At 56.7% G+C, this 26968-nt stretch carries 20 protein-coding genes; 13 read left to right on the top strand and 7 right to left on the bottom strand.

Features of this window, described 5'->3' with window-relative positions:
• Positions 1–26 precede the first annotated feature (26 nt).
• Entirely contained in the window at positions 27–1814 is a 1788-nt protein-coding gene (locus CKV94_RS09675) for a 2-isopropylmalate synthase (RefSeq protein ID WP_003821698.1), read from the bottom strand.
• 474 nt (positions 1815–2288) lie between these two features.
• On the opposite strand from CKV94_RS09675, the gene CKV94_RS11250 reads away from it, so the two are divergent.
• From CKV94_RS11250 to CKV94_RS09645, 7 genes are all read left to right on the top strand, one after another.
• The gene (locus tag CKV94_RS11250; protein WP_003821699.1) at positions 2289–2450 is read left to right on the top strand and encodes a hypothetical protein; all 162 of its coding nucleotides are present in this window, start codon (positions 2289–2291) and stop codon (positions 2448–2450) included.
• A gap of 90 nt (positions 2451–2540) precedes the next feature.
• Positions 2541–3134 (top strand): DUF2059 domain-containing protein, encoded by a 594-nt coding sequence (locus tag CKV94_RS09670; RefSeq protein WP_003821700.1) that lies wholly within the window; start codon positions 2541–2543, stop codon positions 3132–3134.
• Positions 3135–3349: 215 nt separating this feature from the next.
• Positions 3350–4324: a class 1 fructose-bisphosphatase gene (locus CKV94_RS09665; protein WP_003821701.1), complete on the top strand. Its 975-nt coding sequence runs from the start codon at positions 3350–3352 to the stop codon at positions 4322–4324.
• Between the two features lie 132 nt (positions 4325–4456).
• Positions 4457–5263 carry a carbon-nitrogen hydrolase family protein gene (locus CKV94_RS09660; protein ID WP_003821702.1) on the top strand — a complete coding sequence of 269 codons (807 nt, stop codon included), beginning with the start codon at positions 4457–4459 and terminating at the stop codon, positions 5261–5263.
• A gap of 106 nt (positions 5264–5369) precedes the next feature.
• Entirely contained in the window at positions 5370–6059 is a 690-nt protein-coding gene (locus tag CKV94_RS09655) for an SIR2 family NAD-dependent protein deacylase (RefSeq protein ID WP_003821703.1), read from the top strand.
• 137 nt (positions 6060–6196) lie between these two features.
• Entirely contained in the window at positions 6197–8077 is a 1881-nt protein-coding gene (locus CKV94_RS09650; protein ID WP_003821706.1) for a monovalent cation:proton antiporter-2 (CPA2) family protein, read from the top strand.
• Positions 8078–8092: 15 nt separating this feature from the next.
• Positions 8093–8686, top strand: a complete 594-nt coding sequence (locus tag CKV94_RS09645; protein WP_003821707.1) for a 5-formyltetrahydrofolate cyclo-ligase — start codon at positions 8093–8095, stop codon at positions 8684–8686.
• Positions 8687–8848: 162 nt separating this feature from the next.
• Here CKV94_RS09645 and grpE read toward each other — a convergent pair whose 3' ends face one another.
• The gene (grpE, locus tag CKV94_RS09640) at positions 8849–9427 is read right to left on the bottom strand and encodes a nucleotide exchange factor GrpE (RefSeq protein ID WP_035579684.1); all 579 of its coding nucleotides are present in this window, start codon (positions 9425–9427) and stop codon (positions 8849–8851) included.
• Between the two features lie 280 nt (positions 9428–9707).
• Here grpE and dsbD point away from each other — a divergent pair, with 280 nt between their 5' ends.
• Positions 9708–11492, top strand: coding sequence for a protein-disulfide reductase DsbD (dsbD, locus tag CKV94_RS09635; RefSeq protein ID WP_003821711.1), 1785 nt, complete (start codon positions 9708–9710; stop codon positions 11490–11492).
• A gap of 218 nt (positions 11493–11710) precedes the next feature.
• On the opposite strand, the gene gap is transcribed toward dsbD, so the two are convergent.
• Positions 11711–12739 (bottom strand): type I glyceraldehyde-3-phosphate dehydrogenase, encoded by a 1029-nt coding sequence (gap, locus tag CKV94_RS09630; RefSeq protein WP_035579842.1) that lies wholly within the window; start codon positions 12737–12739, stop codon positions 11711–11713.
• 226 nt (positions 12740–12965) lie between these two features.
• Here gap and asd point away from each other — a divergent pair, with 226 nt between their 5' ends.
• Together asd and pepN are read left to right on the top strand one after the other, a co-directional pair.
• Positions 12966–14084, top strand: coding sequence for an aspartate-semialdehyde dehydrogenase (gene asd, locus CKV94_RS09625; protein ID WP_003821713.1), 1119 nt, complete (start codon positions 12966–12968; stop codon positions 14082–14084).
• A gap of 342 nt (positions 14085–14426) precedes the next feature.
• Positions 14427–17096: an aminopeptidase N gene (gene pepN / locus CKV94_RS09620; protein WP_003821719.1), complete on the top strand. Its 2670-nt coding sequence runs from the start codon at positions 14427–14429 to the stop codon at positions 17094–17096.
• Between the two features lie 72 nt (positions 17097–17168).
• Here pepN and CKV94_RS09615 read toward each other — a convergent pair whose 3' ends face one another.
• From CKV94_RS09615 to CKV94_RS09605, 3 genes are all read right to left on the bottom strand, one after another.
• Positions 17169–17753 carry a biliverdin-producing heme oxygenase gene (locus tag CKV94_RS09615; RefSeq protein WP_003821721.1) on the bottom strand — a complete coding sequence of 195 codons (585 nt, stop codon included), beginning with the start codon at positions 17751–17753 and terminating at the stop codon, positions 17169–17171.
• 118 nt (positions 17754–17871) lie between these two features.
• Positions 17872–20310 carry a TonB-dependent hemoglobin/transferrin/lactoferrin family receptor gene (locus tag CKV94_RS09610; RefSeq protein WP_035579687.1) on the bottom strand — a complete coding sequence of 813 codons (2439 nt, stop codon included), beginning with the start codon at positions 20308–20310 and terminating at the stop codon, positions 17872–17874.
• A gap of 49 nt (positions 20311–20359) precedes the next feature.
• Positions 20360–21334: a transferrin-binding protein-like solute binding protein gene (locus CKV94_RS09605; protein ID WP_003821728.1), complete on the bottom strand. Its 975-nt coding sequence runs from the start codon at positions 21332–21334 to the stop codon at positions 20360–20362.
• A gap of 297 nt (positions 21335–21631) precedes the next feature.
• On the opposite strand from CKV94_RS09605, the gene CKV94_RS09600 reads away from it, so the two are divergent.
• From CKV94_RS09600 to yciA, 3 genes are all read left to right on the top strand, one after another.
• The gene (locus CKV94_RS09600) at positions 21632–23020 is read left to right on the top strand and encodes a porin family protein (RefSeq protein ID WP_155114493.1); all 1389 of its coding nucleotides are present in this window, start codon (positions 21632–21634) and stop codon (positions 23018–23020) included.
• A 145-nt stretch (positions 23021–23165) separates the two neighbouring features.
• Positions 23166–24221 carry a uroporphyrinogen decarboxylase gene (gene hemE / locus CKV94_RS09595; protein ID WP_003821730.1) on the top strand — a complete coding sequence of 352 codons (1056 nt, stop codon included), beginning with the start codon at positions 23166–23168 and terminating at the stop codon, positions 24219–24221.
• A 193-nt stretch (positions 24222–24414) separates the two neighbouring features.
• Positions 24415–24855 carry an acyl-CoA thioester hydrolase YciA gene (gene yciA, locus CKV94_RS09590; protein WP_003821733.1) on the top strand — a complete coding sequence of 147 codons (441 nt, stop codon included), beginning with the start codon at positions 24415–24417 and terminating at the stop codon, positions 24853–24855.
• A gap of 205 nt (positions 24856–25060) precedes the next feature.
• Here yciA and rtcR read toward each other — a convergent pair whose 3' ends face one another.
• Complete coding sequence (rtcR, locus tag CKV94_RS09585) at positions 25061–26677, bottom strand: RNA repair transcriptional activator RtcR (RefSeq protein WP_003821737.1); 1617 nt, start codon at positions 26675–26677, stop codon at positions 25061–25063.
• Positions 26678–26968: the final 291 nt, after the last annotated feature.

Here is a 26968-nt window from a genome sequence, read left to right as displayed (position 1 = left end):
AAAAGCAAGCGGAAAACAAAACCCAGCTAAATCCCGCCCTGCGCCTTCACTTTTTCACCACCTTCCAGCTTGTTCAACGCAGAAAGATAGGCTTTGGCGGTGGCGGCCAGAATATCAGTGTCCGCACCCTGGCCGTTGGCTACGCGGCCGTTTCTGGCCAGGCGCACGCCGGTTTCGCCTTGGCTTTCCGTGCCGAAGGTTACCGCATTCACCGAATAAATCTGCAATTCGGCGCCGCTCTGCACCACGCTTTCGATGGCCTTGAAAATCGCATCTACCGGGCCGGAGCCGGTGGCTTCGGCGTGCTGCTCTTCGCCATCGGCACTGAACACGATTTCGGCGCGCGGCAATTCACCGGTTTCGGTAACGATTCGCTGCGAGATGAATTTATAACGATCAGGCGTGAGATTAGACATTTCATCCGATACCAGCACATGCAAATCTTCGTCAAAAATTTCGCGTTTTTTATCGGCCAGTTCTTTGAAGCGGGCAAAAGCAGCATTGAGTGCTTCCTCACTACCCAATTCAATGCCCAGCTCGGCCAATTTGGTTTTGAAGGCATTGCGGCCGGAAAGTTTACCCAAACTCAATCGGTTAGCCGACCAGCCCACCGATTCGGCCGACATAATTTCATAGGTTTCCCGATGTTTGAGCACGCCGTCTTGGTGGATGCCTGATTCGTGGGCAAAAGCGTTGGCACCCACAATGGCCTTATTGGGCTGTACCGGATAGCCGGTGATACTGGACACCAGTTTAGACGCGGGCACGATTTGGGTGGTATCAATGCCGGTTTCCAAGCCGAATAAGTCGTGCCGCACTTTCAGCGCCATCACAATTTCTTCCAAGCTGGCATTGCCCGCGCGTTCGCCCAGGCCGTTGATGGTGCATTCCACTTGCCGAACGCCTGCCTGAATTGCGGCCAGCGAGTTGGCCACAGCCATACCCAAATCGTTGTGGCAGTGGGTGGACCAAACCACTTTACTGCCGTTGGGTACGCTGCGGATGATGCTGCTGATGCGCTCGTACCATGCGGACGGGACAGAATAGCCCACGGTATCGGGGATATTGATGGTGGTGGCACCCGCATCAATAACTGCCGTGAAGATTTTTGCCAAAAAATCCAAATCGGAGCGCACTGCATCTTCTGCAGAGAATTCCACATCGTCCGTGTATTCTTTGGCAATTTTCACCGCTTTCACCGCTGCGTCGATCACCTGCTGCGGCTTCATTTTCAGCTTGTATTCCATATGGATGGGGCTAGTGGCGATAAAGGTGTGGATGCGCTTTTTCGGTGCGGGTGCAATCGCCTCGCCAGCCTTGCGTATATCGTTCTCCACCGCCCGCGCCAACGAGCAAACGGTTGATTCGGTAATGGTTTGGGCAATTTCGTGCACGGCTTCCCAATCGCCGGGGCTGGCTGCAGCAAAACCGGCCTCGATGACATCCACCCCCAACCGCTCCAACTGCCGTGCCACGCGCACTTTTTCTTCCTTAGTCATAGCGGCACCCGGAGATTGCTCACCATCGCGCAAAGTGGTATCGAATACCACTATGCGGCTATTGCCTGGCTGTGCCGGGGCGCGCTGCAAAGTAGGCTGCTGCTCCAGAAAAGCATTCAAATCCAACGGCCTGCCTTGCGCTTCAGCCAAGGCAGTCAGCCTTTGCAGCTGTGCCAACGGCAGCGAACCGCGTGTGCGCCATTTGTAGATGGCTGCGGTGGAGGCAGCCCCTTCAGGATCATGCTGGCGTAAGGCCTCGGCCAATGCGTTTACGCCACCGAAATAAGCAATCAGGAGATCAATATCAAGCTTCATAATGGACTTTCAGTCTAATTCAAACCGGTGATTTGCTAATTACTGGCATAATAGACATTCATGGACACAAAAGCAAGTAGAAATTATATGATGAACGCAAAAATAAGCATAATTTTATACTTATTGTCCACAATAACACACTTGTTGCACATATGCCTTAACCTTTCCCCGCACTTTAGCCACTTACTGGACATAAATGTAAAGAAATCGCTATAATTTAAAACAAATACAAAGGTTTTTGAAACAGAGGAGCTTGCTGCAATATAACAAGCAAACAGCTTGCTGCCGCTCAAAGTGGCAAGCTTTAAAAACCGGCCACGCGCCGCGATAACAAACAGATAACAAACACCGATTCTGATACCTACAGCCGAACAACTCCATCCCGCATAACCAAGGCTTCACTGCCTTGCCAAGTAAACTAGCAAAATAATTAGGGATGTAAAGTGTTTCGTGCCATTACTTGCGGGGGCAGCGATGTTCGATTTATCTCTTTCTCTTTCTTTCTTATTACTGGCTCTGTTGCTATGGCTGCTGGTGCGCCTGAAACAGCACCACCGCCAGCGCAAGCCGCTCACCACTCACGGGCATGACGATTGCAGTTTTTTCACCCGTGAATACCACCGCGACCGACAATAGCCCATTCTGTGGCAGCCGCGCGGTGCATATCTTGTTTTAACTCCGCTGAAGCAAATGCTTTCAGGTAGCCTCACTACAAAAAGGAATCCCATGCCGCATAGCCTCCGCCGGTCTATCTTCCGCAGCCTCGCCTTGGCCGCACTCTTGATTGCCCTGCCCGCCGCCGCGCAAACCCCGTCTGACGAATCACTCAACCGGCTGATTGATTTACAAAACCTGCCCGCCCAGCTGCGTACTGCCGTACCAGCCGCCACCGATTTCACCAACCAGGAAATCAACCGACAAATCAATAGCAACACCCGCCTGAGCCCCGAGCAGCGTGCCGCGCTACAACGTGCTTCCGAACAATATATTTCCGGCATGAACCGCGAAGTTTTCCAATCGGAAGAATTGCTGAACCAAATGCGCGAAATCAGCCGTGATGCCATGCGCCAAACCTACACGCAAGAAGAAGTGGACGCCATGATCACCTTCTACCACACACCTGCCGGACAGAGTGTGTTGAACAAACAGGGCGATTTGACCAAAACTATGATGCCGCCGATGATGCGCCTAATCAGCCAGCGTTACGAACAGGTAAGCCAGCGCCTTACCCCGCAGTTCCGCCGCGAAGTGAATCGTATCCGGCGCGAAGCTGGACGTACTGAGCCGCCACGCCACAGCAGCCGCGGCAAACGCCGTTAAACAGCCCGAACAGCACAACGGTACGGCAAATTTCTCCCTGCAAACCCTACCCCATCCAGCCACTGTGCGGGTAAAATACGGCCATGCCAACAGGCTACCTGAAAGCGAAACCTCTACGCAGTTAAAATCCAACGTAACGGCGTGTAGGCCATACCAAACTTTTCAGGTAGCCTTTAACACAGATAACCCACAAAAACATCCTAATCGAGTTCCCCATGCCCACCCTGTCCCAATTCCTCCAGCAACATCTCGCCGAACACCAACTGCCTGCCGAATTAGGTAGTGTAGTTTCCACCATCGTCCAAGCCTGCCAAACCATCAGCGGCCAAGTGCGCCAGGGCGCGCTCGCCGGTGTGCTGGGCGAAGCCGGTAGTAGCAATGTACAAGACGAAGCCCAGAAAAAACTGGACGTGATCGCCAACCAAATCTTGATTGACGGCCTCTCTGCCAACCCCGCCGTGGCCGGCTTGGCTAGCGAGGAAGAGGAGCAGTTTGTGCCAGCCAGCGATCAAGGCCGCTATCTCGTGCTGTTCGACCCTTTAGACGGCTCGTCCAATATCGACATCAATATTTCAGTCGGCACTATTTTCTCCATCCTAGAAAAACCCGCAGGCCCGCTTTCCGCCCAATCCTTCCTGCAAAGCGGCCGCGCCCAAGTAGCCAGCGGCTACGCGCTCTACGGGCCGCAAACCCAGCTTGTACTCTGCCTGCGCCACGGTGTGGCCGTGTTTACGCTGGATGCCGGCGGCCAATTTGTCCAAACCCAGCTCAACCCGCAAATCCAGCAGGCCACGCGCGAATTTGCCATCAATATGTCCAACCAGCGCCATTGGCAGCCGCCCATGCAGCAATACATTGCCGAATTGCTCGCCGGGGAAACCGGCCCCCGCGGCAAAAACTACAATATGCGCTGGGTAGCCAGCATGGTGGCCGAGATTCACCGCATTCTCATGCGCGGCGGCATCTTTATGTATCCCAAAGACGCGCGCGACCCGGCCAAGCCCGGCAAACTGCGCCTGATGTATGAAGCCAACCCATTGAGTCTGATCATCGAACAAGCCGGCGGCGCCAGCACCAATGCCCGCGAGAGCATGCTCGATATTCAGCCAGAAGGCCTGCACCAACGCGTGGCCGTGATTATGGGCAGCCGCGAAGAAGTGGATTACGCCACGCGATTGCACCAACAATAAACCCAAGGCTACCTGAAATAATTTTGGCTTCACCGAAACAGCCGCACGCAACAAGATATTGTTTTAACTCCGCTGAAGCAGATGCTTTCAGGTAGCCTCCCCTTAGTTTTTTAATCCAACATCGAACACACCATGCAAACTATCCGCGCCGCCGCCATCCAACTCGTTTCCCACACCGACCCCGCCGTAAACCGCCGCAGCGTCGTACAGCAAGTAGCCGCTGCCGCCCAAGCCGGCGCCGACTGGGTGCTGCTGCCCGAATACTGGTCGCTAATGGGCAGGCACGACACCGACAAACTCGCCCAAGCCGAACAATTCGGCCGCGGCCCGCTGCAAATCTTCATGGCCGAGCTGGCCGCCCGCCACCGCATCGTCTTATTCGGCGGCAGCATCCCCCTGCTCGCCAACGAAAGCGGCAAAATCATCAACAGCCTGCTCGTATACGGCCGCGACGGCCAATGCCTCAGCCGCTACGACAAAGCCCACCTCTTCAGTTACACCGGCATTGGCGAAAGCTACCGCGAAGCCGACACCATCGAAGCCGGCAACAGCATCCCCCCGTCTGTGGAAATCGACGGCTGGCGCTACGGCCAAGGCGTGTGCTACGACCTGCGTTTCCCCGAAATCTTCCGCGCCCAGCAGCCGTTTGACGTACTCCTCCTGCCCGCCGCCTTTACCTACACCACCGGCAAAGCCCACTGGCAAACCCTGCTGCAGGCCCGCGCCATCGAAAACCAATGCTACGTTATCGCCGCCGCCCAAGGCGGCCTGCACGACAGCGGCCGGCGCACCTACGGCCACAGCATGATTATCGACCCCTGGGGCGAAATCCTCGCCGAGCGGCCGGAAGGCGAAGGCTGGATCATGGCCGAACTCAAGCCGCAACGCCTGCACACCGTACGCAACCAACTGCCCGCCCTGCAGCACCGCCGGTTTTAAACAAAAAGGCTACCTGAAAAACCATTTCTTATTTCCAGGTAGCCTTTATCCGGCCATATAGGCTACCTGAAAACACACGGCAACCCCGTTCACAAGAAAGCAAACCATGCAAAAAATCGTCGTCCTCACCGGCGCTGGCATCAGCGCCGACAGCGGCCTGCGCACCTTCCGCGACACCGACGGCCTGTGGGAAGGCTACAAAGTGGAAGAAGTGTGCACGCCCGAAGCCTTCGCGCGCAATCCCCAGCTCGTGATCGACTTCTACAACGAACGCCGCCGCCAAGCACAGGCTGCCGAACCCAATGCTGCCCATCGCGCCCTGGCAGAGCTAGAAAAATACTATCAAATTCAAATTATTACCCAAAACGTGGACGACCTGCACGAACGTGCCGGCAGCAGTACCGTGCTGCACCTGCACGGCGAATTGAACAAAGCCCGCAGCAGCGCCGACGAAAACTATGTGGTCGAATGGACGGGCGACCAATCCATCAACGACACCGACCCGCAAGGCTACCCCATGCGCCCGCACATCGTTTGGTTCGGCGAAGCCGTGCCACTGATTGAAACCGCTGCCCGATGGGTATCGCAGGCCGATAAAGTGCTGGTGGTCGGCACCTCGATGCAGGTGTATCCCGCCGCCGGCCTGCTGGAATACGCGCCCTACGAAACCGAACGCTATCTGGTCGATCCGCGCCCGCCGAAAGGATTGGCAAACATCAGCATTATCGAAGCCAAAGCCAAAGACGGCGTACCGCAACTGGTAGACAAACTGATTACTGAAGCCGCACGACACTGATTGCCACAAGGCCGCCAGAAACATACGGCGGTTTCACCGAAACAAACCTGCTGTTTTCAGGTAGCCCCTCCTCCGGCAAAAGGCTACCTGAAAACCATAACCCTTTATTTCAAACACCACTTACCTAAAATACGCCCATGACCACCATCCTGCTTTACTCCTTTACCTACCTGGCTTTCGCCGTTGCCGCCGTGCTCGTCTCCAAAAAACTGGGCTTGGGTTCGGTGTTGGGCTATTTGATGGCCGGTATCGCCATCGGCCCGGTTTTAGGTTTTGCCGGCAAAGAAACCGAATCTATCCAGCACGTTGCCGAATTCGGCGTAGTGATGATGCTGTTTCTGGTTGGTTTGGAGCTGGCACCGCAAAAACTGTGGCAACTGCGGCACAAGCTCTTGGGGCTGGGTGGATTGCAGGTGCTGCTTTCTGTGGCAGCGATTGCCGGCATCACCATAGCCATCGGCAAAAGCTGGCAGATGGGCGTGGCCGTGGGTTGTATCCTAGCGCTCTCCTCCACCGCCATCGTGCTGCAAACCTACAGCGAAAAAAATCTGATGCGATCTCCCGGCGGACAGGCCGGCTTTGCCATTCTGCTGTTTCAAGACGTGGCCGCTATCCCGATGCTGGCACTCTTGCCGCTCTTGGCTGCCGGCCACCATCACCGGAGCGGCCCGCACACCACCAATCTGCTGGCCGACCAGCCCGGCTGGGTGCTCGCCGCCGTGAGCATTGCCGCTATTTTGCTGATTGCCGTAGGTGTGCGTTATCTGGTGCCGCGTATGTTCCGCTTCATCAGCAAAGTCCGCCTCAACGAAATGTTCACCATGTTCACCCTGGCCGTGGTGGTGGGCATTGCCACGCTGATGTCGCTCGTCGGCCTCTCCCCCGCTCTGGGCGCGTTCGTAGCCGGCGTGGCGCTGGCCAACAGCTCCTACCGGCACGAAATGGAAAGCCATCTCGAGCCCTTCAAAGGCCTGCTCTTGGGGCTGTTTTTCATCACCGTGGGCGCGGGCATGAATTTCACTCTACTGGCTAAAGAGTTCTGGGTGGTGGCTGCCATCACCTTAGCCACATTGGCGGTAAAAGGCATCATCCTCTTCATCCTCGGTCTGTTGTTCCGCCTGCCGCGCATGGGTAGCAAACTGCTTGCACTCAGCCTGGCGCAGGCCGGTGAATTCGGCTTTGTGCTGCTTACCATCGCCCGCCAGAGCCATGTGCTGCCGCGCGCCATGGCCGACCGCATCTCATTGGTGGTTGCCCTCTCCATGCTACTCACCCCGCTCCTGTTCATCTTCTACGACAAAGTGATCGCCCCACGCGGCATCGTGGAAGAAAACCAAGAGCGCCCGCACGACGTGATTGAAGAGGAAAACCCCGTCATCCTGCTCGGCCACGGCCGTTTCGGCCAGCAAATCAACAGCATGCTCACCGCCTGCGGCTTCCACACTACCGTGATCGACTACCAGGCCGACACCGTGGAAGGCCTCACCAAATACGGCAGCAAAACCTACTACGGCGACGCCACCCGCCCCGAGCTGCTCAATTCCATCGGCCTGGCACACGCCAAGCTGCTCATTATCTGTATCAGCAACCTCGAGCATGCCACCTCAATCGTGGAATTCGTCCACCGCCACTACCCCAACCTGCCCATCATTGCCCGCGCCCACGACCGCATCCACGCCTACCACCTGCACCATGCCGGCGCCAACTACATCATCCGCGAAACCGTAGACGCCGCCATCCGCAGCGGCCGCCTCGCGCTGGAAAAACTCGGCATCAACTCCGAAAAAGCCCAAGAGCTCAGCGAGTTCTACGCCGCCCGCGACCGCTACCAGATGGACAAAATGGCCGAGAAATACACCCCCGACCTGCCCGTGTTCGCCAACGAGCCCCTGCTCCAAGCCGCCCGCGAAATCGACACCGAAACCGCCCAAATGATGCAGGCCATACTGCGTGGCGAAAGCGTAGAATGGCAGGAAGACCCCGAAAGCTGGACCCGCCTGAAAAAAGGCCTCACCTAAACCACTGAGCCTGCCATGCCAAGTAAAATCGACCTCCGCCGCCACTTCCGACGCCAACGGCAAAGCCTTACGCCTGCCGCACGTCAACGTGCCGAGAAGCGCATCAACAACCTGCTCAAAGGCTACCTGAAACGCGGCAAACGGCTGGCCATCTATTGGCCCATCGGCAGCGAGCTGCGGCTCGACAGTCTCGCCGCCGCCGCCCGCCAACGCGGCACCGAGCTCTACCTGCCCTACATCGAACCACGCCGCCAACGCCTGTGGTTTACGCCCTTCCCGCAACAAGGCCGCCCCGAACGCCGCCGCCAAGGCAAGCTGAACATTCCCCAATTTGCCGGCCGCAAAATCCGCATCCACAACCTGCATAGCATCATCATCCCCCTAGTCGGTATCGACCGGCGCGGCTACCGCCTCGGCCAAGGCGGCGGCTTCTACGACGTTACCCTCGCTGCCACCCGCCACCGCCTCTGTCCGCGCAAAATCGGCGCCGGTTTCGCCTGCCAGGAAACCGACATCCTGCCCGCCGAAGAGCACGATATGCAGCTGGACGACTGGGTGTGCGAAAACGGCATCCGGCGTTTCGGCAAAACGGCCGATGGGCCGCGCTAGCTAAAAATGGATACAACAAAGGCTACCTGAAACTTTAGCTTCGCAGAAACTTCGCTGCGTGGCGTTTTCAGGTAGCCTTTTTATTGAACTATGCACCAAAATTTTCAGGTAGCCTGCATTCGATATAGCAGGCTACCTGAAAATCCGTTTACAGTCCGAAAGCTATTTCGCCTCCGGCGCCTTGGCAACGGACACCGTGGCGGGGCGCAGCACGCGGTCGTGCAGGGTATAGCCCTTCTGCATCACGTTCACGATGGTGTTCGGCTCTTGCTCGCTTTCCACGGTTTGGAAGGCCTGGTGGCGGTGCGGGTCGAGCTTGTCGCCGGGCTGGGGCAGGATTTCTTTGATTTGAGCCTGCTCGAAGGCACGCTTGAGCTCGGTGAGGGTCATCTCCACGCCCATTTTCAGCGCATCGAAATTGCCGCTTTGGTCGAGCAGCGCCATTTCCAAATAGTCTTTTACTTTCAACAGCTCTTCGGCAAATTTCTTGGCGGCGAATTTGTGGGCGGCCTGGATTTCTTCCTGATGGCGGCGGCCTAGGTTTTGCAGCTCGGCCTGATGGTATTTGTTGATGTCGGCCAGCTCGGCTTCCAGTTCGGCCACGCGCTGTGCCAGCTGCTCCGGCGTAGGCTCGGCAGCAGCTTCAGCATTGGTCTGCGGCTCAACCGCTTCGGCCTGGGCTTCCTGCTGCGGGAGTTCAGTTTCGGGGTTTTGGTGTTGGTGATGTTGATGATGAGACATGAAAATTCCTTTGAAAGAGAGCTTTTGCCCTGCCAAATGGGGCGGAGCGGCCGATTTTCAAGCGAAAAGGCGGCGGCGGGCATAATTATTTTGCCGCGGCTGTCAGAAACGGCATGCGCCGCTCGTCTATATAAGCAAGCCTGTGGCGGCAAAGTTAATTTCATCAATCGCTTTGTTAAATTAAGCCCATGGCGGGCAAGTTACTATTTCCTTATAATCCGCGCACATTTTTGTGCCCTTGTTTCAACTTCGTTGAAGCTAACGCTTTCAGGTAGCCTTTATGTTTAAAAAATTGATTCAATCTTTCATCCTGCCCGTGCTGTTGTGCTCCGGCATGGCGGCGCATGCAATCGATGCCGGCCAGCTGCTGCCGGCGGAGCAGGCGTTCCGCCCCACGGTGGCGGCGGGCGAGCAGGATGTGGCCGTGCAGTTTCAAATTGCCGACGGCTATTATCTCTATCAAGAAAAAATCCGCGTAGAAACCGAACCATCCGGCCTGCTGGGCACGGCTGAGTTTTCGCAGGGCAAGGAAAAGGAAGACGAATTTTTCGGCAAGCAAACCGTGCACTACCACCAAGCCGTGGTGAAACTGCCCTTCCAATCTGCCGCACCCGCCGCCTACCGCCTCACGCTCACCTACCAAGGCTGCGCGGATGCGGGCGTGTGCTATCCGCCGGTAACCAAAACGCTGGAAATCAAAGGCGCGGGCGTGTATGGCGACACAGCCGCACCGCCCGCCGGCGGCAGCAACCGCTTCACCGCGCCGCAAGACGGCGCGCCCGCTGCCAGCTCCGTGCCGCAGCCGCGCAAAAGCCCGTTTAGCTTGTCGCGCGACACATTGGGGGCAAACCTGCTGGCTTTTTTTAGTTTCGGCATTGGCTTGAGTTTTACCGCCTGCATGTATCCCCTACTGCCCATTGTGTCGGGCATCATCGTGGGAGACCGTGCCAATGCCGGCAAACGCCGCGGACTGATTTTGTCTTCGGTTTATGTGCAGGGGCTGGCGCTCACTTATGCTGCCGTGGGCGTGCTGGCCGGGCTCACTGGCTCGCTACTCACCGTGTGGCTGCAACAGCCGTGGGTGGTGCTTTCTGCCGCCGCGCTGATTGTGGTGCTGGCGCTGGGCATGTTCGACGTGTTTACCATCCAACTGCCCTCCTTCATTCAAAGCTACTTCCAACAACAGAGCAGCAAGCTGTCCGGCGGCAAGATGGCTTCCGTGTTTGTGATGGGCATGCTCTCGGCGCTGATTGTCGGCCCCTGTGTGGCGCCGCCCCTGGCCGTGGCCTTGGGCTATATCGGCCAAACCGGCGATGCCGCACTGGGCGGCCTGGCCTTATACAGCATGGCGCTGGGCACCGGCGTGCCGCTGGTTCTGGTGGGCACGTTCGGCGGGCACATCCTGCCTAAGGCCGGCGCGTGGATGAACGGCATCAAACATGCCTTCGGCATCATCCTGCTGGCCGTGGCCGTGTATCTGGCCGCCCCCTTCCTGCCCTATGGCCTGACCGTGGCACTTTATTCCCTGCTGTTGGTTATCCCCGGCGGCCTGCTGTTGGGCAAACACCTGCGCAACCGCCAAATCAAGCCGTTGGCTATGGGGCTGGGCAGCCTCCTACTCACCGTGGGCGTGTTTTTCGCCGTACAGAGCGTGCGCATGCAGCCCACCTTCCTGCACCAGGCGCTCACCGTGTTCCCGCCGCAGCAAACCGCGCACCGGGTATTCACCGCGCCGCAGCAACTCAACAGCGCCATGCAACAGGCCTTGGCCAGCGGCAAGCCGGTGGTGCTGGATTTTTATGCCGACTGGTGCGCCAGCTGCAAGGAGATGGAACACAAAACCTTCAGCCGCCCCGAAGTGCAGGCCGCCGTACCACCTGATCGCGTATTCAAAATCGACCTCACCGACAACACGCCCGAGCAGCGCGCGCTGTTGCAGGAATACGGCCTGCCCGGCCCGCCCGGTATCTTCGTTATCCATCCCGACGGCCGCCGCAGCAGCCCGCTGATCGGCTTTACCGAGCCGGCGGCATTTATCGAATGGTATCGGCAGCAGGTTTCCTGAGGCCGGTTGGGATAAGAGCAAAGGCTACCTGAAAAATTTCAGATAGCCTTTTTAATGTGCAGTTTTAATATGCAGCCATATTTTCAGGTAGCCTGAAATTTTGTGGCTACCTTCAACATAAAGAAGCAAGCCAAATGCCGGCATGGCAACACCAGCCACACACCACACAAAAGGCTACCTGAAACTTTTCAGGTAGCCTTTTCTATCACGCAGCAGCCTTATTCAAACGGGCGCACCGGCATCCCGAACATCGCGCGGGCGGTGTTCAGCATCTGGCAGGAGAAGCCCCATTCGTTGTCATACCAAGACAATACTTTCACCATATTGCCGTTGGAAACCTTGGTCAGCGTGCTGTCGAACACGGAAGCCTGGGTGGTGTGGTTGAAATCGGAAGACACCAGCGGCATGATGTTGTAGCCCAGCACGCCTTTCAGGCAGCCTTCGCTGGCGGTTTTTAGCATCGCGTTGATTTCTTCCACGCTGGTATCGCGGCCGGCTTCAAAAGTTAAATCCACCAGCGAAACGTTGATGGTGGGCACGCGCACGGCGAAGCCATCTAGTTTGCCTTTGAGCTCGGGCAACACCAAGCCCACCGCTTTGGCAGCACCGGTTTTGGTGGGAATCATGTTTTCCACCGCGCTGCGGGCGCGGCGCAGGTCTTTGTGGCCCACATCAGTGAGCACTTGGTCATTCGTAAAGGCGTGGATGGTGGTCATCAGGCCTTTGGCAATGCCTACGCCCTCAGCCAGCACTTTGGCTACAGGCGCCAGGCAGTTGGTGGTGCAGGAAGCGTTGGAAACGACAGTCATCTCGGGGGTGAGTACTTGGTGGTTCACGCCATATACAACGGTGGCATCCACATCATCGCCACCAGGCGCGGAAATCAACACCTTTTTCGCGCCGGCCTGAAGGTGTGCCGAGCTTTTTTCTTTGCTGGTGAAAGCGCCGGTGCACTCCATCACCAAATCTACACCCAGCTCTTTCCACGGCAGCTGGGACGGATCACGCTGAGACAGGAAGCGGATTTTGTCGCCGTTCACAATCAGATGGGTTTCATCGTGCGACACCTCGGCGGCAAAGCGGCCGTGCACGGTGTCGAATTTGGTAAGATGGGCGTTGATTGGCAAATCGCTGCCAGTATTGATGGCGACGACTTCAAATTGGTCGCGCAGGCCGTATTCGTAAATCGCGCGCACCACCTGGCGGCCGATGCGTCCATAGCCATTGATGGCAATCTTCAAGCTCATGTTTACACCTTTCATGAATTCCAAAAAACCCCGCGCCAAACAGCCCGGGCAGACACAAAATAATAAAGCGCATTATAGCGGTTTTATCCGCCAAACTACAGCCGCCAAATCCTAAGGGGCTACCTGAAAACATAATTCTGCCGTTCCCCCCTTTACTTTTCTCTGCCGCAAGGTTAAAAAGGCGGTCTCATTTCATTCACACTTCTTTACCAATCAAGGAGCAGTTATGCAAAAAGTAGGATTTGTCGGCTGGCGCGGTATGGTCGGCTCGGTTTTGATGCAGCGTATGCGCGAAGAAAACGATTTCGCCCACATCCCCGAAGCCTATTTCTTCACCACCTCCAACGTAGGCGGCAATGCCCCCGATTTCGGCCAAGCCGCCAAAACCCTGCTTGATGCCAACAATCCCGCCGAACTGGCCAAAATGGACATCATCGTTACCTGCCAAGGCGGCGACTACACCAAATCCGTGTATCCCCAACTGCGCGAATCCGGCTGGAACGGCTACTGGATCGATGCCGCCTCCGCCCTGCGCATGAACGACGATGCCGTAATCGTACTCGACCCGGTAAACCGCAACGTAATCGATGCCGCCCTGCAAAACGGCGTGAAAAACTACATCGGCGGCAACTGCACCGTTTCGCTGATGCTGATGGCCCTGGGCGGCTTGTTCCAAAACGGCCTGGTGGAATGGGCTTCCAGCATGACCTACCAAGCCGCCTCCGGCGCAGGTGCCAAAAATATGCGCGAACTCATCAGCGGCATGGGTGCCATCCACAGCAAAGTAGCCGCCGAACTGGCCGACCCAGCCAGCGCCATCCTCGATATCGACCGCAAAGTATCCGACTTCCTGCGCTCACCCGACTACCCCAAAGCCAACTTCGGCGTGCCGCTGGCCGGCAGCCTGATTCCGTGGATCGACGTAGACTTGGGCAACGGTCAATCCAAAGAAGAATGGAAAGGCGACGTTGAAACCAACAAAATCCTCGGCGGCAGCCGCCCAACCATCGTGGAAGGCCTGTGCGTACGCATCGGCGCCATGCGCTGCCACAGCCAGGCCATCACCCTGAAGCTGAAACAGGATCTGCCCGTATCCGAAATCGAAAGCCTGCTCACCGGCGCCAACGATTGGGTGAAAGTCGTGCCCAACACCAAAGAAGCCAGTATGCACGAGCTCACTCCCACCGCCGTTACCGGCACACTCACCGTGCCCGTAGGCCGCATCCGCAAGCTCGTCATGGGCGGCGAATACATCAGCGCCTTCACCGTGGGCGACCAACTGCTCTGGGGCGCGGCCGAACCGATCCGCCGCATCCTGCGCATCGTATTGGGCAATTTAGATTGATTTAACTTGCCCTGAAACAGCATTAAAGGCTACCTGAAAACAGTCATGGCTGATTTTCAGGTAGCCTTTATATTGTTGCATCCCCTTTCAGCAGCCCGAGATCTTTGCGGCATCAGGCTACCTGAAAACGATGTTTCGGCGCAGTAAAAGTAGGTTGGGTTAGCCACAGGCGTAACCCAACACAAAGAGTATCCGATTGTTGGGTTACGGCTTGCAGCCTAACCCAACCTACATCTAAAACGATGTTTCGACGCAGCCGGAGCTGAGTTTCTGCGAAGCTAAAACCCAGCCCCGTTTTGCGCTAAAATACCCGCTTTCCATTCCTCCATAAGGCCGCCCGCCATGCCCCAGCAAACCGCACACTACCTCAAAGACTACCGCGCCCCCGAATATCTGGTGCCGCACATCCGCCTGAATTTCGATGTGTATGACGACCATATCGCCGTTACCGCCGAACTTTCCATCCAGCCCCAGCCCGATGCCGGCGGCACATTGGTGCTGCAAGGCTCGGCCGAGCTGGTTTCCCTCGAGCTCAACGGCCAAAGGCTACCTGAAACCACCTACACTCTAGAAAACAACACCCTATCCATCCCGAACGTCCCCGCCCAACCCTTCAAGCTGAGCGTAGCCACCCGCCTTTATCCGCACCAAAACAAATCCCTGATGGGGCTCTACGCGAGCGGCGGCAACCTCTACACCCAATGCGAACCGGAAGGCTTCCGCAAAATCACCTACCACCCCGACCGCCCCGACGTGATGGGCATCTACACCACCCGCATCAGCGCCGACCGCGCCCGCTTCCCCGTGCTGCTTTCCAACGGCAACCGCATCGGCCACGGCACGCTGCCCGACAACCGCCACTGGGCCGAATGGCACGACCCCTTCGCCAAACCCAGCTACCTGTTCGCCCTCGTGGCCGGCGATTTGGTGTGCACCCGCGACAGCTTCACCACCCGAAGCGGCCGCCAAGTGGCGCTCGAATTCTTCACCCGTGCCGAAGACGCCGGCAAAGTGCGCTTCGGCATCGAATCGCTCAAACACGCCATGCGCTGGGACGAAACCCGTTTCGGCCTCGAATACGATTTGGATATTTTCATGGTGGTAGCCGTGGGCGACTTCAACATGGGTGCGATGGAAAATAAAGGCTTGAACATTTTCAACACCGCCTGCGTACTAGCCGACAGCCGCACCGCCACCGATGCCGATTTCGAGCGCGTGGAAGGCGTGATCGCCCACGAATACTTCCACAACTGGACCGGCAATCGTGTTACCTGCCGCGACTGGTTCCAGCTCTCGCTCAAAGAAGGCCTCACCGTATTCCGCGACCAAGAATTCTCCGCCGACCGTGCCAGCCGCGAAGTCCGCCGGATTGAAAACGTATCCTTCCTGCGCGCCCACCAATTCCCCGAAGACGCCGGCCCCACCTCCCATCCCGTGCGCCCCGCCAGCTATGTGGAAATGAACAATTTCTACACCCTCACCGTGTATGAAAAAGGTGCGGAAGTGGTGCGCATGTATCACACCTTCCTCGGCGAAGAGGGCTTCCAAAAAGGCATGAAGCTTTATTTCCAGCGCCACGACGGCCAAGCCGTTACCTGCGACGACTTCCGCGCCGCCATGGCCGATGCCAACGGCTTCGATTTCGAGCAATTTGCCCTGTGGTACAGCCAGGCAGGCACGCCGGTGCTGGATGTTTCAGGTAGCCTGCAAACCGGCAACCGCTTCGTGCTGAACATCCGCCAAAGCATCCCGCCCACTCCCGATATGGCCGCCAAACAGCCGATGATGATTCCGCTCAAAATCGCCCTGTTCAGCGCCGACGAAGACACCTTCGGCCAGCCCGTCCCCTTCAGGCTACCTGAAAACGGACACACGCAAACCGAAGCCGTGCTCACCCTGCGCCAGGCCGAAGAAAGCGTTGCCCTACAATTTGAAGGCAACTATCAACAAGTCGTCCCCTCTCTGCTGCGCGGTTTCTCCGCCCCAGTAAACCTGCACTACGCCTACAGCGAGCACGAACTCTCCGTGCTGCTCGCCTGCGACAGCGACCCCTTCTCCCGCTGGGAAGCCGCGCAAACACTCTACCGCCGCGCCATCGCCGCCAACGAAGCCGCCCTGCTTTCAGGTAGCCCCCTGCCCGAGCACCACGCCCTGCTGCAAGCCATCGACTACGTTTTGCGTGCCGACATCAGCGCCGCCTTCCAAGCCGCCCTGCTCGCCATTCCCAACGAAGCCGAACTCTGGGCCGGCCGCCAAAACATCGATCCGCTCATCGTCCACCGTGCCCGCGAAGCCCTGCTCGATTTGATTGCCGCACACTTCGCCGACCAATTCGCCGCACTCAATACCGAAGCCCGCCACATGGAAGAAGAACAATCCGGCCTCGCCGAGCCCTACGAATACCGCCCGCAGCAAGCCGGTTGGCGCGCCCTGCGCAACGCCTGCCGCGCCTTCATCCTGCGCGCCCGCCCCGGGCACATCGAACAAGTGGCCGCCAACTACAATCAAATGGCACGCAACATGACCCACGAATGGGGCATCCTCAGCGCCGTCAACCACAACGATCGCCCCGAGCGCAACCGCCTGCTCGAACAATTCGCCGCCAAATTCCACAGCGACGACCTCGTGATGTGCAAATACTTCAGCCTGGTTGCCGCCAGCCACCGCGCCGACACCCCCGCGCAAGTGGCCGCCGCGCTCGAACACCCCGCCTTCAGCCTGGAAAACCCCAACAAAGCTCGCGCCCTGCTCGGCAGCTTCAGCCGCAACGTGCCGCACTTCCACGCCGCAGACGGCAGCGGCTACGCCTTCCTCGCCGGCCAAATCGGGTGCATCGACCGCTTCAACCCCCAAATCGCCGCCCGCCTCGCCCAAGCCTTCAACATCTGCGCCCAGCTCGAACCGCAGCGCCGCAGCCTGATGCGCGCCGAGCTGCAAAAACTCGCCGAAAACCTCGCCCTCTCCAAAGACAGCGGCGAAATCATCGGCAAGATTTTGCAGGCTTCCGCATAAGGGGGAACACAACAAAAGGCTACCTGAAACTTTCAGGTAGCCTTTTGTTGTGCCGAAAACGGCTATCAAGCCTTACGCGGCTTCGGGCAATTCGAAGATTTCGCGCAGCAGTTTTTTGTAGAAGGCAAAAGCGGTGAGTGCGCCTTGCAGGCCTTGTTTGCGTTCGCTATCGGAAATGTCCAGATTGTTCAGCTGCTCGGCAAAACGGCGCCAGTGTTTGCCCCGGCCGTCGGCGTGCGGGCCGAGGTGGCGGGCACCGTGTTCGGCGTTGTAGCCGAGGTTGTTTTGCGCATCTTTAAACAAGAAGGCGGCACCCACGTTGGAGCCTTCGGCGCAATAGAGCCAGCCCAATGCTTCTGCGCCTTCCGGTTTGGGAATAGGCAGGGAAACGGCTTTTTCGGCAGCGTTCAGATCTTGCAGGTCGAGGATGACGTCATCGTAGCGGGCAAGCTCGGCCAGGCCGGTGATTTTTTCGTTGAGCTGCGGGTTTTTGTAGATGTCGTCCACAATTTTGTGGAACACGGCTTGCAGCTGTAGGAAGCGGATGTAGTTTTCGGTGTTGTCGAAAGGTTTAACCGACATCACCAGCTCGTCCACGCTGTCGTGGGTGGTGCGGCAGTTTTCTTTCAGGTATTGGTTGAACGGGATTTCTTGCATGGTTTATTTTCCTTTGTGTGTTGGCGACATGATTTTCAGGTAGCCTCCAAAGAAGTGCAGAGGCTACCTGAAAACATAAGCTTCAACGTAGTTGAAACAGTTTCCTTACTGCCAAGGTTTAAAACTTGGCTTCGATAATAAGGCCGAAATTGCGGCCGGGTGCGCTGAAACGCTCAAGGCCGGCATGGGCGCAGCCATCGTGGTGGGCAACGCCGCTTCGGTCGGTACAGTTATCCACACGGTTTACTGTGCCGAATTCGCGAATGCTGCGCAGGGTTTCCCAAGTGTAGTAATGACGGTTGAACAGGTTGTAAATGCCCGCGCTAATCGTTACATGTTTCCTAAACTGGTAGCGGGCGGTTAAATCTACCAACCAGATATTGCTGCTGTGGCGTGCATAAGGGAAAACCCTGCCCGTATTGTCGTAGGAGGCGACGGTGTCTTCCGGTTTTTTACGCGCAAAATAGCTAACGTTCAAATCCACGCCCCAACGGTTATCCGGCTGCTGGTAACCGATACCGATCACGCCGTTAAACGGCTGGATGGCGTTAATCGGAATATTGCCGTCAGCTTCGCCTTTGGTGTAGTTCGCGGCCAAGGTGGTGTACATACCGGCGGGCAGGCCGATGCTATCGAGATTCCAGCGTGCTTTCAGCTCCAAACCTTTGATCTCGGCTTGAGAACGGTTCACGTTTTGGTAAACGTCGGCGTATTCGCGGTTGCTTAAGGTTTTTCTGGTGTAGTCCCAGGTCATCACCTCTTTGTAGCCGCGGTTCACGAAATCAATGAAATCGGTGTAGCGGGTGCGGTAGCCAGAAAGGCGTACATGCCCCCAGTTGCCGTGCACATCGATGCCCAGCTCAACGTTTTTGGAACGTTCGGCCTTCAGGTTCGGATTGGGTTCGACATAAAACAGGGTGTTGGGGAAATAGAACCACATTTCATCGGTGGTGGGCGCGCGGAAGCCGGTGCTGTATTTACCTTGCAGGGTAACCGACGGGCTGATGTTCCAATCCAATGCGGCCACATAGCTGGGCGAACTGAAGCGTGCCTGTTGGTTCCACAGGCCTTTGGCTTCAAGCTGGCCTTTCACGTCGGGATTGAAACTTTCCGTATCCAGGGTGTGCATTTTGGTGCGGTCATAACGCACGCCGAGGTTCAGCTTAAAGCGGTCGCTAAAGCGCAATGTGTTGTTCCAATAAAGATTCGTGTTATTGGATTGAGTGCTGACCAAGAATTCTTTTTCATCACGGTCGGAAGCCAGGCGGTCGGGATAGAAAACGTATGTCCAATAACTGGTGTTGCTATTGGTGTTGCGCTTGCGCGATCCGCCCACGCCGTAGGCCATATCCCACGTCAGGCTTTTGCCAAAATCGAAATGTTTTTCGGCAGCCACTTTGAATTGGTCGGTATCGTAATTCAGGCTGCGGCGGATGAAATAGTTTTCGGCATTCCGCCCCATTCGTTGAATGTAATCTTGCTTGGGAATATCCCAAGTCAGGGTGGTCATGCGGATTTTCTGTCTGTCGAGGCTCACTGTCAGCTTGTTCCACGGCCCCCATTCCAGCAGGTTTTCGTATTCCAAGCCAACGCGGCGGCGGTAGGCCACGTCTTGGCGGTAGCGGTAGCTGGTGCTGTCATAAGCACCAAACAGATTAGAGAACTCATCCGTTTCCCGATCCTGTCTGGAGGTTTCGTAAATACCGCTCAGATAGTTGCTGTCGTTGAAGTGATAGCCGAGGCGGAACAGGTCGGCATGATCTTCAGTGTTTTGCGGGTCAGGGGTGCCGCGTGCCACGCCGCTATATGTTGTATTACCAAATTGGTAGTTGTTATTGAAGCGCAGATTGACGTTTTGGCCTTCTTTATGGTTTTTGGTTTCGTGCCCGTTACGCACAGTGCCCACCACCAAGGCATCAAACCCGCCCAGCCGACCGGCAGCGGTAATGCTGGCCAACCATTGTTCGGAGCGGCTCAGGTAGCCGGTTTTCATGCCGACATGGTATGGCTTATCTTCATCCACATAATCGCGCGGCGATTTGGTGCGGTAAATCACTGCGCCGCCCAATGCGCCGCTGCCGGCGGTGATAGAATCAGCGCCTTTGCTGATGGTTACCTCGCTCATGTGCTCCAATTCGGCAGCGTTGCGGTTGGTGTTGAAGTTGCCATATGCCCCAAACAGTTCTTGGAAAGCAGAAGAAGAGCGGCTTTCACCTTGGTCGAGGCCGTCCACTACGATGGCTACGCGATCTTTATCCACGCCGCGGATACTGAAACCATTGGAGCCGGCACGGCCGCCTTCGGCCACACTGATCCCTGGATCGTAGCGCACCATATCGCGGATGTCCTGCACCATTTCTTTATCCAGCTGCTCGCGGCGGATGCGTTCGCGGCCAAGCTGGCGCGGCGCATGCCTGCGACCTTGGATTTCGATGGTTTCCAATTGGGCGGAACCGGCATCGTCCGTTTCGCCCGCTGCCCAAATCGGAGCAGAGAAGATGCTGCACAGAGCCAAGAACAAAATGCTTGGCCGGTGTTGATGGATATGTGTTTTCATGATTCTGTTAGCGAATTGAAAATGGAATAAAGGCTGCCTGAAAATCGAATTAGGGATTAACGGGGGTTAAATCTGTGGCCGTGGTATCCGGGTCGCGGCGAGTATCGGTGGCTGAACCACCAAATACGCTGTCGAGGCTGCGGTTGCCGTTGAAAGTAACCTTACCGCCGATTTCCGTACCGGCCGGGTCGTACCAACCGCTCTTACCGTAGAAGCCACCGTTCACTTGGCCGCTCACCCCGCCGGAAGAGGCTGTGCCGCTGAAGGTATTGCCGTTTACAGTAACATCGTTGAAATCGATGTCCGCACCAAAATCGGCATTGCCTTTAATCGTGCCACCCACTTTTCCGGTGTTGAAATTAACGGTTAGCAAAGAATTAACCCGTTTAGCAGGGTTGGTATCAGTGTTATAGGAAGAGGCCACAACCGAACCGCCTTTCACGCGGAAGGCCCAAACTTCGTAGGTAGCTTTGCCGGTGGGTGCGGTGGCGCCATTGCGCTTCTGCATGTCCGCCGTGTTGGCCAATATGCCGCCCGCGAATAGATCGGTTTGCCCGTCGGCACCAATCCATGCGCCATAACGCAGAGACTGCAGGTAGCCTGCGGGGAAATTAGCATCACCGTTTTCACAGCACACCAGCAGCTTGTTACCATCGCTTGAGGTTTGCGGCTCCATCTTGGTGGGTTGGTTTTTATCGGGCGTAAAACGGCTGGAGAATCTTGGCGGATTAGTGAACCCATCAAAGGCATAACTTTTACCGTTTGGCGCCTGATAGATGAATTTGTTTTCAGACGACGGCGTGCCCCAATACTCCACATACCACGACACATAACGCAGCTGCCCGTTACCGGTTTGGAAGGTGGTGGGCGTTTCGCCTGTGCTGGCCGGGCCAAGGATTTTGCTGGAGTCGGCCGGAGTCAGCGGCGGTACAGGAGCGGTACCGTCTGGAATGGTTACCCCGCCACTGCCGGCACATCCTGCCAACGCAGCAGCCACAGACAAAGATAAAATCAGGTGTTTCATGCTTACTTAAATCCTGCCATTCGTTAAAAAGAATGGTAATATATCTCATTTTTATAAATAAGAAAACCGCTTTATTTGCACGAAATATCTAAACTTAACGAAACCTTATCTATTATATTTCATTATTTTCAAACAATTATTTATCATATGCAGATGAAAACGAGTGCGCTTCTGATTATTTTTACGTTGTGTACAGCACAACACAGTTGGGGCAATACAACGCCGGAACAGGATCAGAAGCGTTTTTTGCAAACGGGGCAGCAGCAGTGGCTGCGACAGTTGGAAAACAACGCGCAAATGCCTGCAGCCAAAGATGGGCAGCAGGCCGCGCCGGTGCTTACACAGCAGGATTTGCTGGCACGGCCACAGCTCTTGGCGCGGATGCTGGTGCAGGTGTTAAACGGCCCGCCGCAGCCGGAATTGTTGGCGGATTTGACTTCACTGTATGCGCAAACGCCGCAGCCAGACATGGTGTTGCTGCGGCGTGCACAAGGCATGCAGGCTAGATATGCGGGCGACTATGCGCGCGCAGTGCAAATTTATCGGGAACTGGTGGCAGAAGAGCCGCAGGATGTGCGCATCCGCCTGGATTTGGCGGCCATGCTGGCAGAAGATAAGCAATGGCGCGAATCGGCACAGCTATTTGAAACTGTGCGGAGCGAGCCGGAAGTGCCGGCGGAAGTGCAGAATAATGTGCAGCATTATCTGAACCATATTGCCAAACAGCAGCAGTGGCAGTGGAGCGGCGGGCTTTCGCCCTCGTTTGATAACAATGTGAACAACGCACCGCCGCCGCATTGCAGCCCGTTCGGTTGCAGCCGCGAACGCGCAGAAGATGCTGTGGGCGTGGCTTACAGCCTGGGTGTGGCGAAAAACCAGCCGCTGGCCGGGCATCATAACTTGCACGTGCAGCTGGATGTGAGCGGCACCAATTATTATTGGAGCAACAAATCGGCCTACGACAGCGCCTACGGCCGTTTGGGTGCGGGCTGGCTCTGGCAGGATGCGCGGCAGCGGCTGTTGGTGATGCCGTTTTACCAATTCCAGCTCAGCGGCACCGACAACTGGGATGGCCGCAAACCGCAAAACAACCACACGCTGAAAATGCACATGTGGGCGCACGCCCCCGGGCTGCGCACGGAATACAGCCGCCTGCTCACCCCGCGCTGGCAGCTGCACACCGCACTGGATGCCTACCGCCAGCACTATCGGATGGATACCAAAGCAGAAATGTATAACGGCTGGTATTTGGGCGAAAGCATTTCCCTGGCTTGGCGTGCCACAGCGCGCAACACGCTGTATGCCGGGCTGAATTTCAACCAGATGCTGCCGGAACAATCCACCCTGAGCGGCAAGCCGAACAATGCCGCCTACCGCCGCCACGGCATCGGCGCCGGTTGGATTCATGATTGGGACGCACTGGGCGGCCTCTCCACCCGGCTCAACGTATCCTTCGCCGAACGGCGTTTCCGCGGCACCGCACTAAACATCACACCGCAAGGCTTCCCGCGCGAACAACGCCGCGACCACGAAATCCAATACTCCGCTTCGCTGTGGCACAGAAACTGGACCATCCTCGGCCTCACCCCGAAGCTGAATTTCTCCTGGCAACACACCCGCAGCAGCCATGTGTGGGCAGAACGCAAAAGCCGGCAAGTGTTTGTGGAATTGGAAAAGCAGTTTTAACAAGAAGCTACCTGAAAGTTCTAGCTGCATAGAAACTATACAGCATGATGTTTCAATTCATTGAAACCACACTTTCAGGTAGCCCCAATTCCCCGCCCTGCCTGTGCTATGATTCGCCTCCCATCCACACCACACAAACCCTACCATGACCACCCTGCAAAACGATACCTTCCTGCGCACCCTCGCCAAACAGCCTGTTTCCCACACCCCGGTATGGCTCATGCGCCAAGCCGGGCGCTATCTGCCCGAATACCGCGCCGTACGCGCCCGTGCCGGCGGCTTTTTGGATTTATGCAAAAACACTGAGCTGGCCACCGAAGTAACCGTCCAACCCATCGACCGCTTTGGCCTCGATGCCGCCATCCTCTTTTCCGACATCCTCACCGTGCCCGACGCCATGGGCTTGGGCCTCTATTTTGCCGAAGGCGAAGGCCCCAAGTTTGCCCGCCCACTGCAAAACGAAGCCGATATTGCCGCGCTGCAAGTGCCCGATATGGCCAAACTGCGCTATGTATTCGACGCCGTTTCCTCCATCCGCCGAGCACTGAACGGCCGCGTGCCGCTGATTGGTTTTTCAGGTAGCCCCTTCACCCTCGCCTGCTATATGGTAGAAGGCGGCGGCAGCAAGGAATTCCGCCAAATCAAAGCCCTGCTCTACCGCCGTCCCGAGCTGCTGCACCACATCCTCAACATCACCGCCCAATCCGTAACCGCCTATCTGAACGAACAAATCGCCGCCGGCGCCCAAGCCGTGCAGATTTTCGACACCTGGGGCGGCCTGCTTTCCGACGCCGCTTTCCCCGAATTCAGCTTGGCCTATATGCGCCAAATCATCAGCGACCTTACCCGCGAACACGAAGGCCGCCGCGTGCCCGTTATCCTGTTTACCAAAGGCGGCGGCCAATGGCTCGAACTGATGGCCGAAAGCGGCGCCGACGCGCTCGGCTTGGATTGGACGGTAAACCTCGGCCAGGCACGGCAGCGCGTGGGCGGCCAAGTGGCGCTACAGGGCAACTTCGACCCCGCCGCCCTGTTCGGCACGCCCGAATCCGTCCGCGCCGAAGTGCGCCGTATTTTGCACAGCTACGGCGAAGGCAGCGGCCATGTCTTCAACCTCGGCCACGGCATCAGCCAGCACACCGACCCGGAAAACGTAAAGGCGCTGGTGGATGCCGTACACGAATACTCCGCCCGCAGCTGAGTCTAAGCCGGTAACTTGTTTTCACTCCGTTCCATTCAGCCAATATTTTCAGGTAGCCTCAAGCTATTTAGGCTACCTGAAAATATCAACCACGCTATAGAGCCTCCTCAGCTTCATCATCCGCATCGCCCCGCTTCCCGCCCACCGAAAACAGCGTAAAATACGCCCTCCCATCCCACTCAAGGATTAGACCATGCCACACCGCAACACGCCCACGCACACCCAGCCGCAAGGCGAGCTCCTGCTGCGCACCGTAGCCATGCCCAGCGACACCAACCCCAACCAAGACATCTTTGGCGGCTGGATTATGTCGCAGATGGATTTGGGCGGCGGGATCTTGGCTGCCGAAATCGCCCAAGGCCGAATCGCCACCGTGTGTGCGCAAGAAATGAACTTTATCCGGCCGGTGAAAGTCGGCAACGTGGTGTGCTGCTACGGCCGTTGTGTGCGCGTAGGCAACACCTCGCTGCAACTAAAACTCGAAGTGTGGGTGAAAACCCTGATGAACGACCACGTTACCGAAACCCGCGAGCTGGTAACCGAAGCCATGTTCACTTATGTGGCCATCGATGCCCAAGGCAACCCGCGCCCGGTGCCGAAGGAAAACAACCCCAAACTGGCCGGCTTGCTGTAAGTACTTGGGGCTACCTGAAAATCTTTGTACTGATTTTCAGGTAGCCCACCATCCCGCGCCGTGCAGCCATGCCCAACCCGCTCCACCCATACCATGCAAACGGTTTAGGCATTGCCGTGAAACGGCCAACACAAAAAGGCTACCTGAAACTGCATCCGCAGAATTTTCAGGTAGCCTTTTTCGCTTGCTAGCCGACACCGCCGACTTACCCCGACACATCCGCCCAAGTCAGCCCGAAGCGTTGCAGGTATTTGCGCAGGCGGTCGCTGTCGTTGGCGGTGGCGCGTTCCAGCCGCGAAACGTTAAACAGGGCGCGGCCGGCGGCAGCCATGTTGTGGTGGCGGCGGCATTCGGCGATGACGTGTTGCAGTTGGACGCGGTCGAACAGGTCGAGGGTTTCGGCATCGATTTTGGCGGGCAGTCCGTCTGAAAAAGGGTTTTCCGCATCGTCCGCATCTGTTTCGTCCGCCCACAGCCATTTCAGACGGCCTATTTCGGCTTCAACCAATTCCGTTTGTATCCTGCCCTGCGGGGCAAGCGTGGCCAGGCGCATGATGCTGGCGGCAAGGTCGCGGAAATTGCCGCGCCATCGGGCTTCGCTTGAATGGGCGAAGGCAAGGTAGGCGGACAGGGCTTCTTTATTGAAACGGGTGGCGCGGCCGAGTTCCTGCGAGGCGAGCGCGAGCTGGTGTTCAATGTTCGGCTCGATGTCTTCGCGACGGTCGGCGAGCGCGGGCAGCGGGTAGTTCCAGATATTGATGCGGGCAAACAGGTCTTCGCGGAAGCGTCCGGCGCGGATTTCCCGCCGTAGGTCGCGGTTGGTACCGGCAATCAGCTGGAAGCTGCTTTGCACTTCCTTGTCGCTGCCGACGGGATAAAAATGTTTTTCTTCAATGGCTTTGAGCAACATGGCCTGTTCGTCCAAGCCCAATTCGCCGATTTCGTCCAAAAACAACACGCCGCCGTCGGCGGTTTTCAGGTAGCCTTCGCGCTTTTCCGCCGCGCCGGTAAATGCGCCCTTTTTATGACCGAACAAGGCGGAAGCCGCACCGTCGCCGCGCAAGGTGGCGCAGTTCACATCGACAAACTCGCCTTTAATCAGATGGCGCGCTTTTTTCAATTCAAAAATCCTGCGTGCCAGCATCGATTTGCCCGCGCCGGTAGGGCCGGAGAGTAGAATCGGTGACGGGGAATGCAGCGCGACTTGTTCGATTTCCGCAATCATGCGGTTGAAGGCGGCGTTTTGGGTAGAAATGCCGCTTTTCAAGTAGCGCACCGCATCATCGCGCACGGCGGCAAGACGTTCGGCAAGCACGTCGTAACGCGCCAAATCTAAATCGATGATTTCATAACCGCCGACATCGCCTTTTCCCATGCTGCGTTTTTGATTTTTCGGCGGCGCAGTCTGCAACAGCACGCCGGGAATTTGGCGCGATTCCACCAATAAAAATAGGCAGATTTGCGCAACGTGTGTACCCGTGGTGATGTGTGTGAGATAGGTTTCCTCTTCAGTATCAAACGTATAGCCCGCTGCCCAATCGTGCAGCTTGGTATAAACCTCGGAAAAATCCCACGGGTTTTCCAGCTCCATAGGCACGAGATTGACAGCGGTGTGCGGCGACACATCTTGAATATCGGCTTTAACATGATCCGCCAGCTCGCGGTATTTCTCCGCATAAAACAGCTCCATGCGGTCAATATGAAAATCCTGGCGCTGATTCATGGCGACGTTCGGCCGCCACTTCAACCAACGCCCTTGGCCGAAACCGCTGTCCAATACCGTACCAAGAAAGCTGATAGCGACGTTTTTTCTACTATTCAATTTTCTATCTTTCTATCTTTTTAGATATTTTTTTAGTATTCTACTCCTTCCGCAGCAAAAGGCTACCTGAAAATATCTTATCTTTATTTTCAATCAATTAAAAATAATTTTTGCCATTTTCCTCATATTTGGCACAGCTATTGCGATATAGCTATCAAGCACCCAGGCAAATGCCGGAGGAATTACAGCCTACTAAGCTCGAGGTCGCGGGTTCGAATCCCGCTTCTGCCGCCAACGATGGCAGAGTAGCTCAGAGGATAGAGCGCGTAACAATTTCTCCACCTCTAGTTG

Origin of the sequence: Eikenella corrodens (assembly GCF_900187105.1) — a bacterium.
In the GTDB taxonomy this organism is placed as follows: Bacteria; Pseudomonadota; Gammaproteobacteria; order Burkholderiales; family Neisseriaceae; genus Eikenella; species Eikenella corrodens.
Note: the sequence above shows the minus strand (reverse complement) of the source record. Positions and strands in the feature narration are given on the sequence as shown.

Coding starts and splice junctions, on each gene's coding strand:
- CKV94_RS09675 (WP_003821698.1), bottom strand. CDS start 1,814: ATGAAGCTTGATATTGATCTCCTGATTGCTTATTTCGGTGGCGTAAAC.
- CKV94_RS11250 (WP_003821699.1), top strand. CDS start 2,289: ATGTTCGATTTATCTCTTTCTCTTTCTTTCTTATTACTGGCTCTGTTG.
- CKV94_RS09670 (WP_003821700.1), top strand. CDS start 2,541: ATGCCGCATAGCCTCCGCCGGTCTATCTTCCGCAGCCTCGCCTTGGCC.
- CKV94_RS09665 (WP_003821701.1), top strand. CDS start 3,350: ATGCCCACCCTGTCCCAATTCCTCCAGCAACATCTCGCCGAACACCAA.
- CKV94_RS09660 (WP_003821702.1), top strand. CDS start 4,457: ATGCAAACTATCCGCGCCGCCGCCATCCAACTCGTTTCCCACACCGAC.
- CKV94_RS09655 (WP_003821703.1), top strand. CDS start 5,370: ATGCAAAAAATCGTCGTCCTCACCGGCGCTGGCATCAGCGCCGACAGC.
- CKV94_RS09650 (WP_003821706.1), top strand. CDS start 6,197: ATGACCACCATCCTGCTTTACTCCTTTACCTACCTGGCTTTCGCCGTT.
- CKV94_RS09645 (WP_003821707.1), top strand. CDS start 8,093: ATGCCAAGTAAAATCGACCTCCGCCGCCACTTCCGACGCCAACGGCAA.
- grpE (WP_035579684.1), bottom strand. CDS start 9,427: ATGTCTCATCATCAACATCACCAACACCAAAACCCCGAAACTGAACTC.
- dsbD (WP_003821711.1), top strand. CDS start 9,708: ATGTTTAAAAAATTGATTCAATCTTTCATCCTGCCCGTGCTGTTGTGC.
- gap (WP_035579842.1), bottom strand. CDS start 12,739: ATGAGCTTGAAGATTGCCATCAATGGCTATGGACGCATCGGCCGCCAG.
- asd (WP_003821713.1), top strand. CDS start 12,966: ATGCAAAAAGTAGGATTTGTCGGCTGGCGCGGTATGGTCGGCTCGGTT.
- pepN (WP_003821719.1), top strand. CDS start 14,427: ATGCCCCAGCAAACCGCACACTACCTCAAAGACTACCGCGCCCCCGAA.
- CKV94_RS09615 (WP_003821721.1), bottom strand. CDS start 17,753: ATGCAAGAAATCCCGTTCAACCAATACCTGAAAGAAAACTGCCGCACC.
- CKV94_RS09610 (WP_035579687.1), bottom strand. CDS start 20,310: ATGAAAACACATATCCATCAACACCGGCCAAGCATTTTGTTCTTGGCT.
- CKV94_RS09605 (WP_003821728.1), bottom strand. CDS start 21,334: ATGAAACACCTGATTTTATCTTTGTCTGTGGCTGCTGCGTTGGCAGGA.
- CKV94_RS09600 (WP_155114493.1), top strand. CDS start 21,632: ATGCCTGCAGCCAAAGATGGGCAGCAGGCCGCGCCGGTGCTTACACAG.
- hemE (WP_003821730.1), top strand. CDS start 23,166: ATGACCACCCTGCAAAACGATACCTTCCTGCGCACCCTCGCCAAACAG.
- yciA (WP_003821733.1), top strand. CDS start 24,415: ATGCCACACCGCAACACGCCCACGCACACCCAGCCGCAAGGCGAGCTC.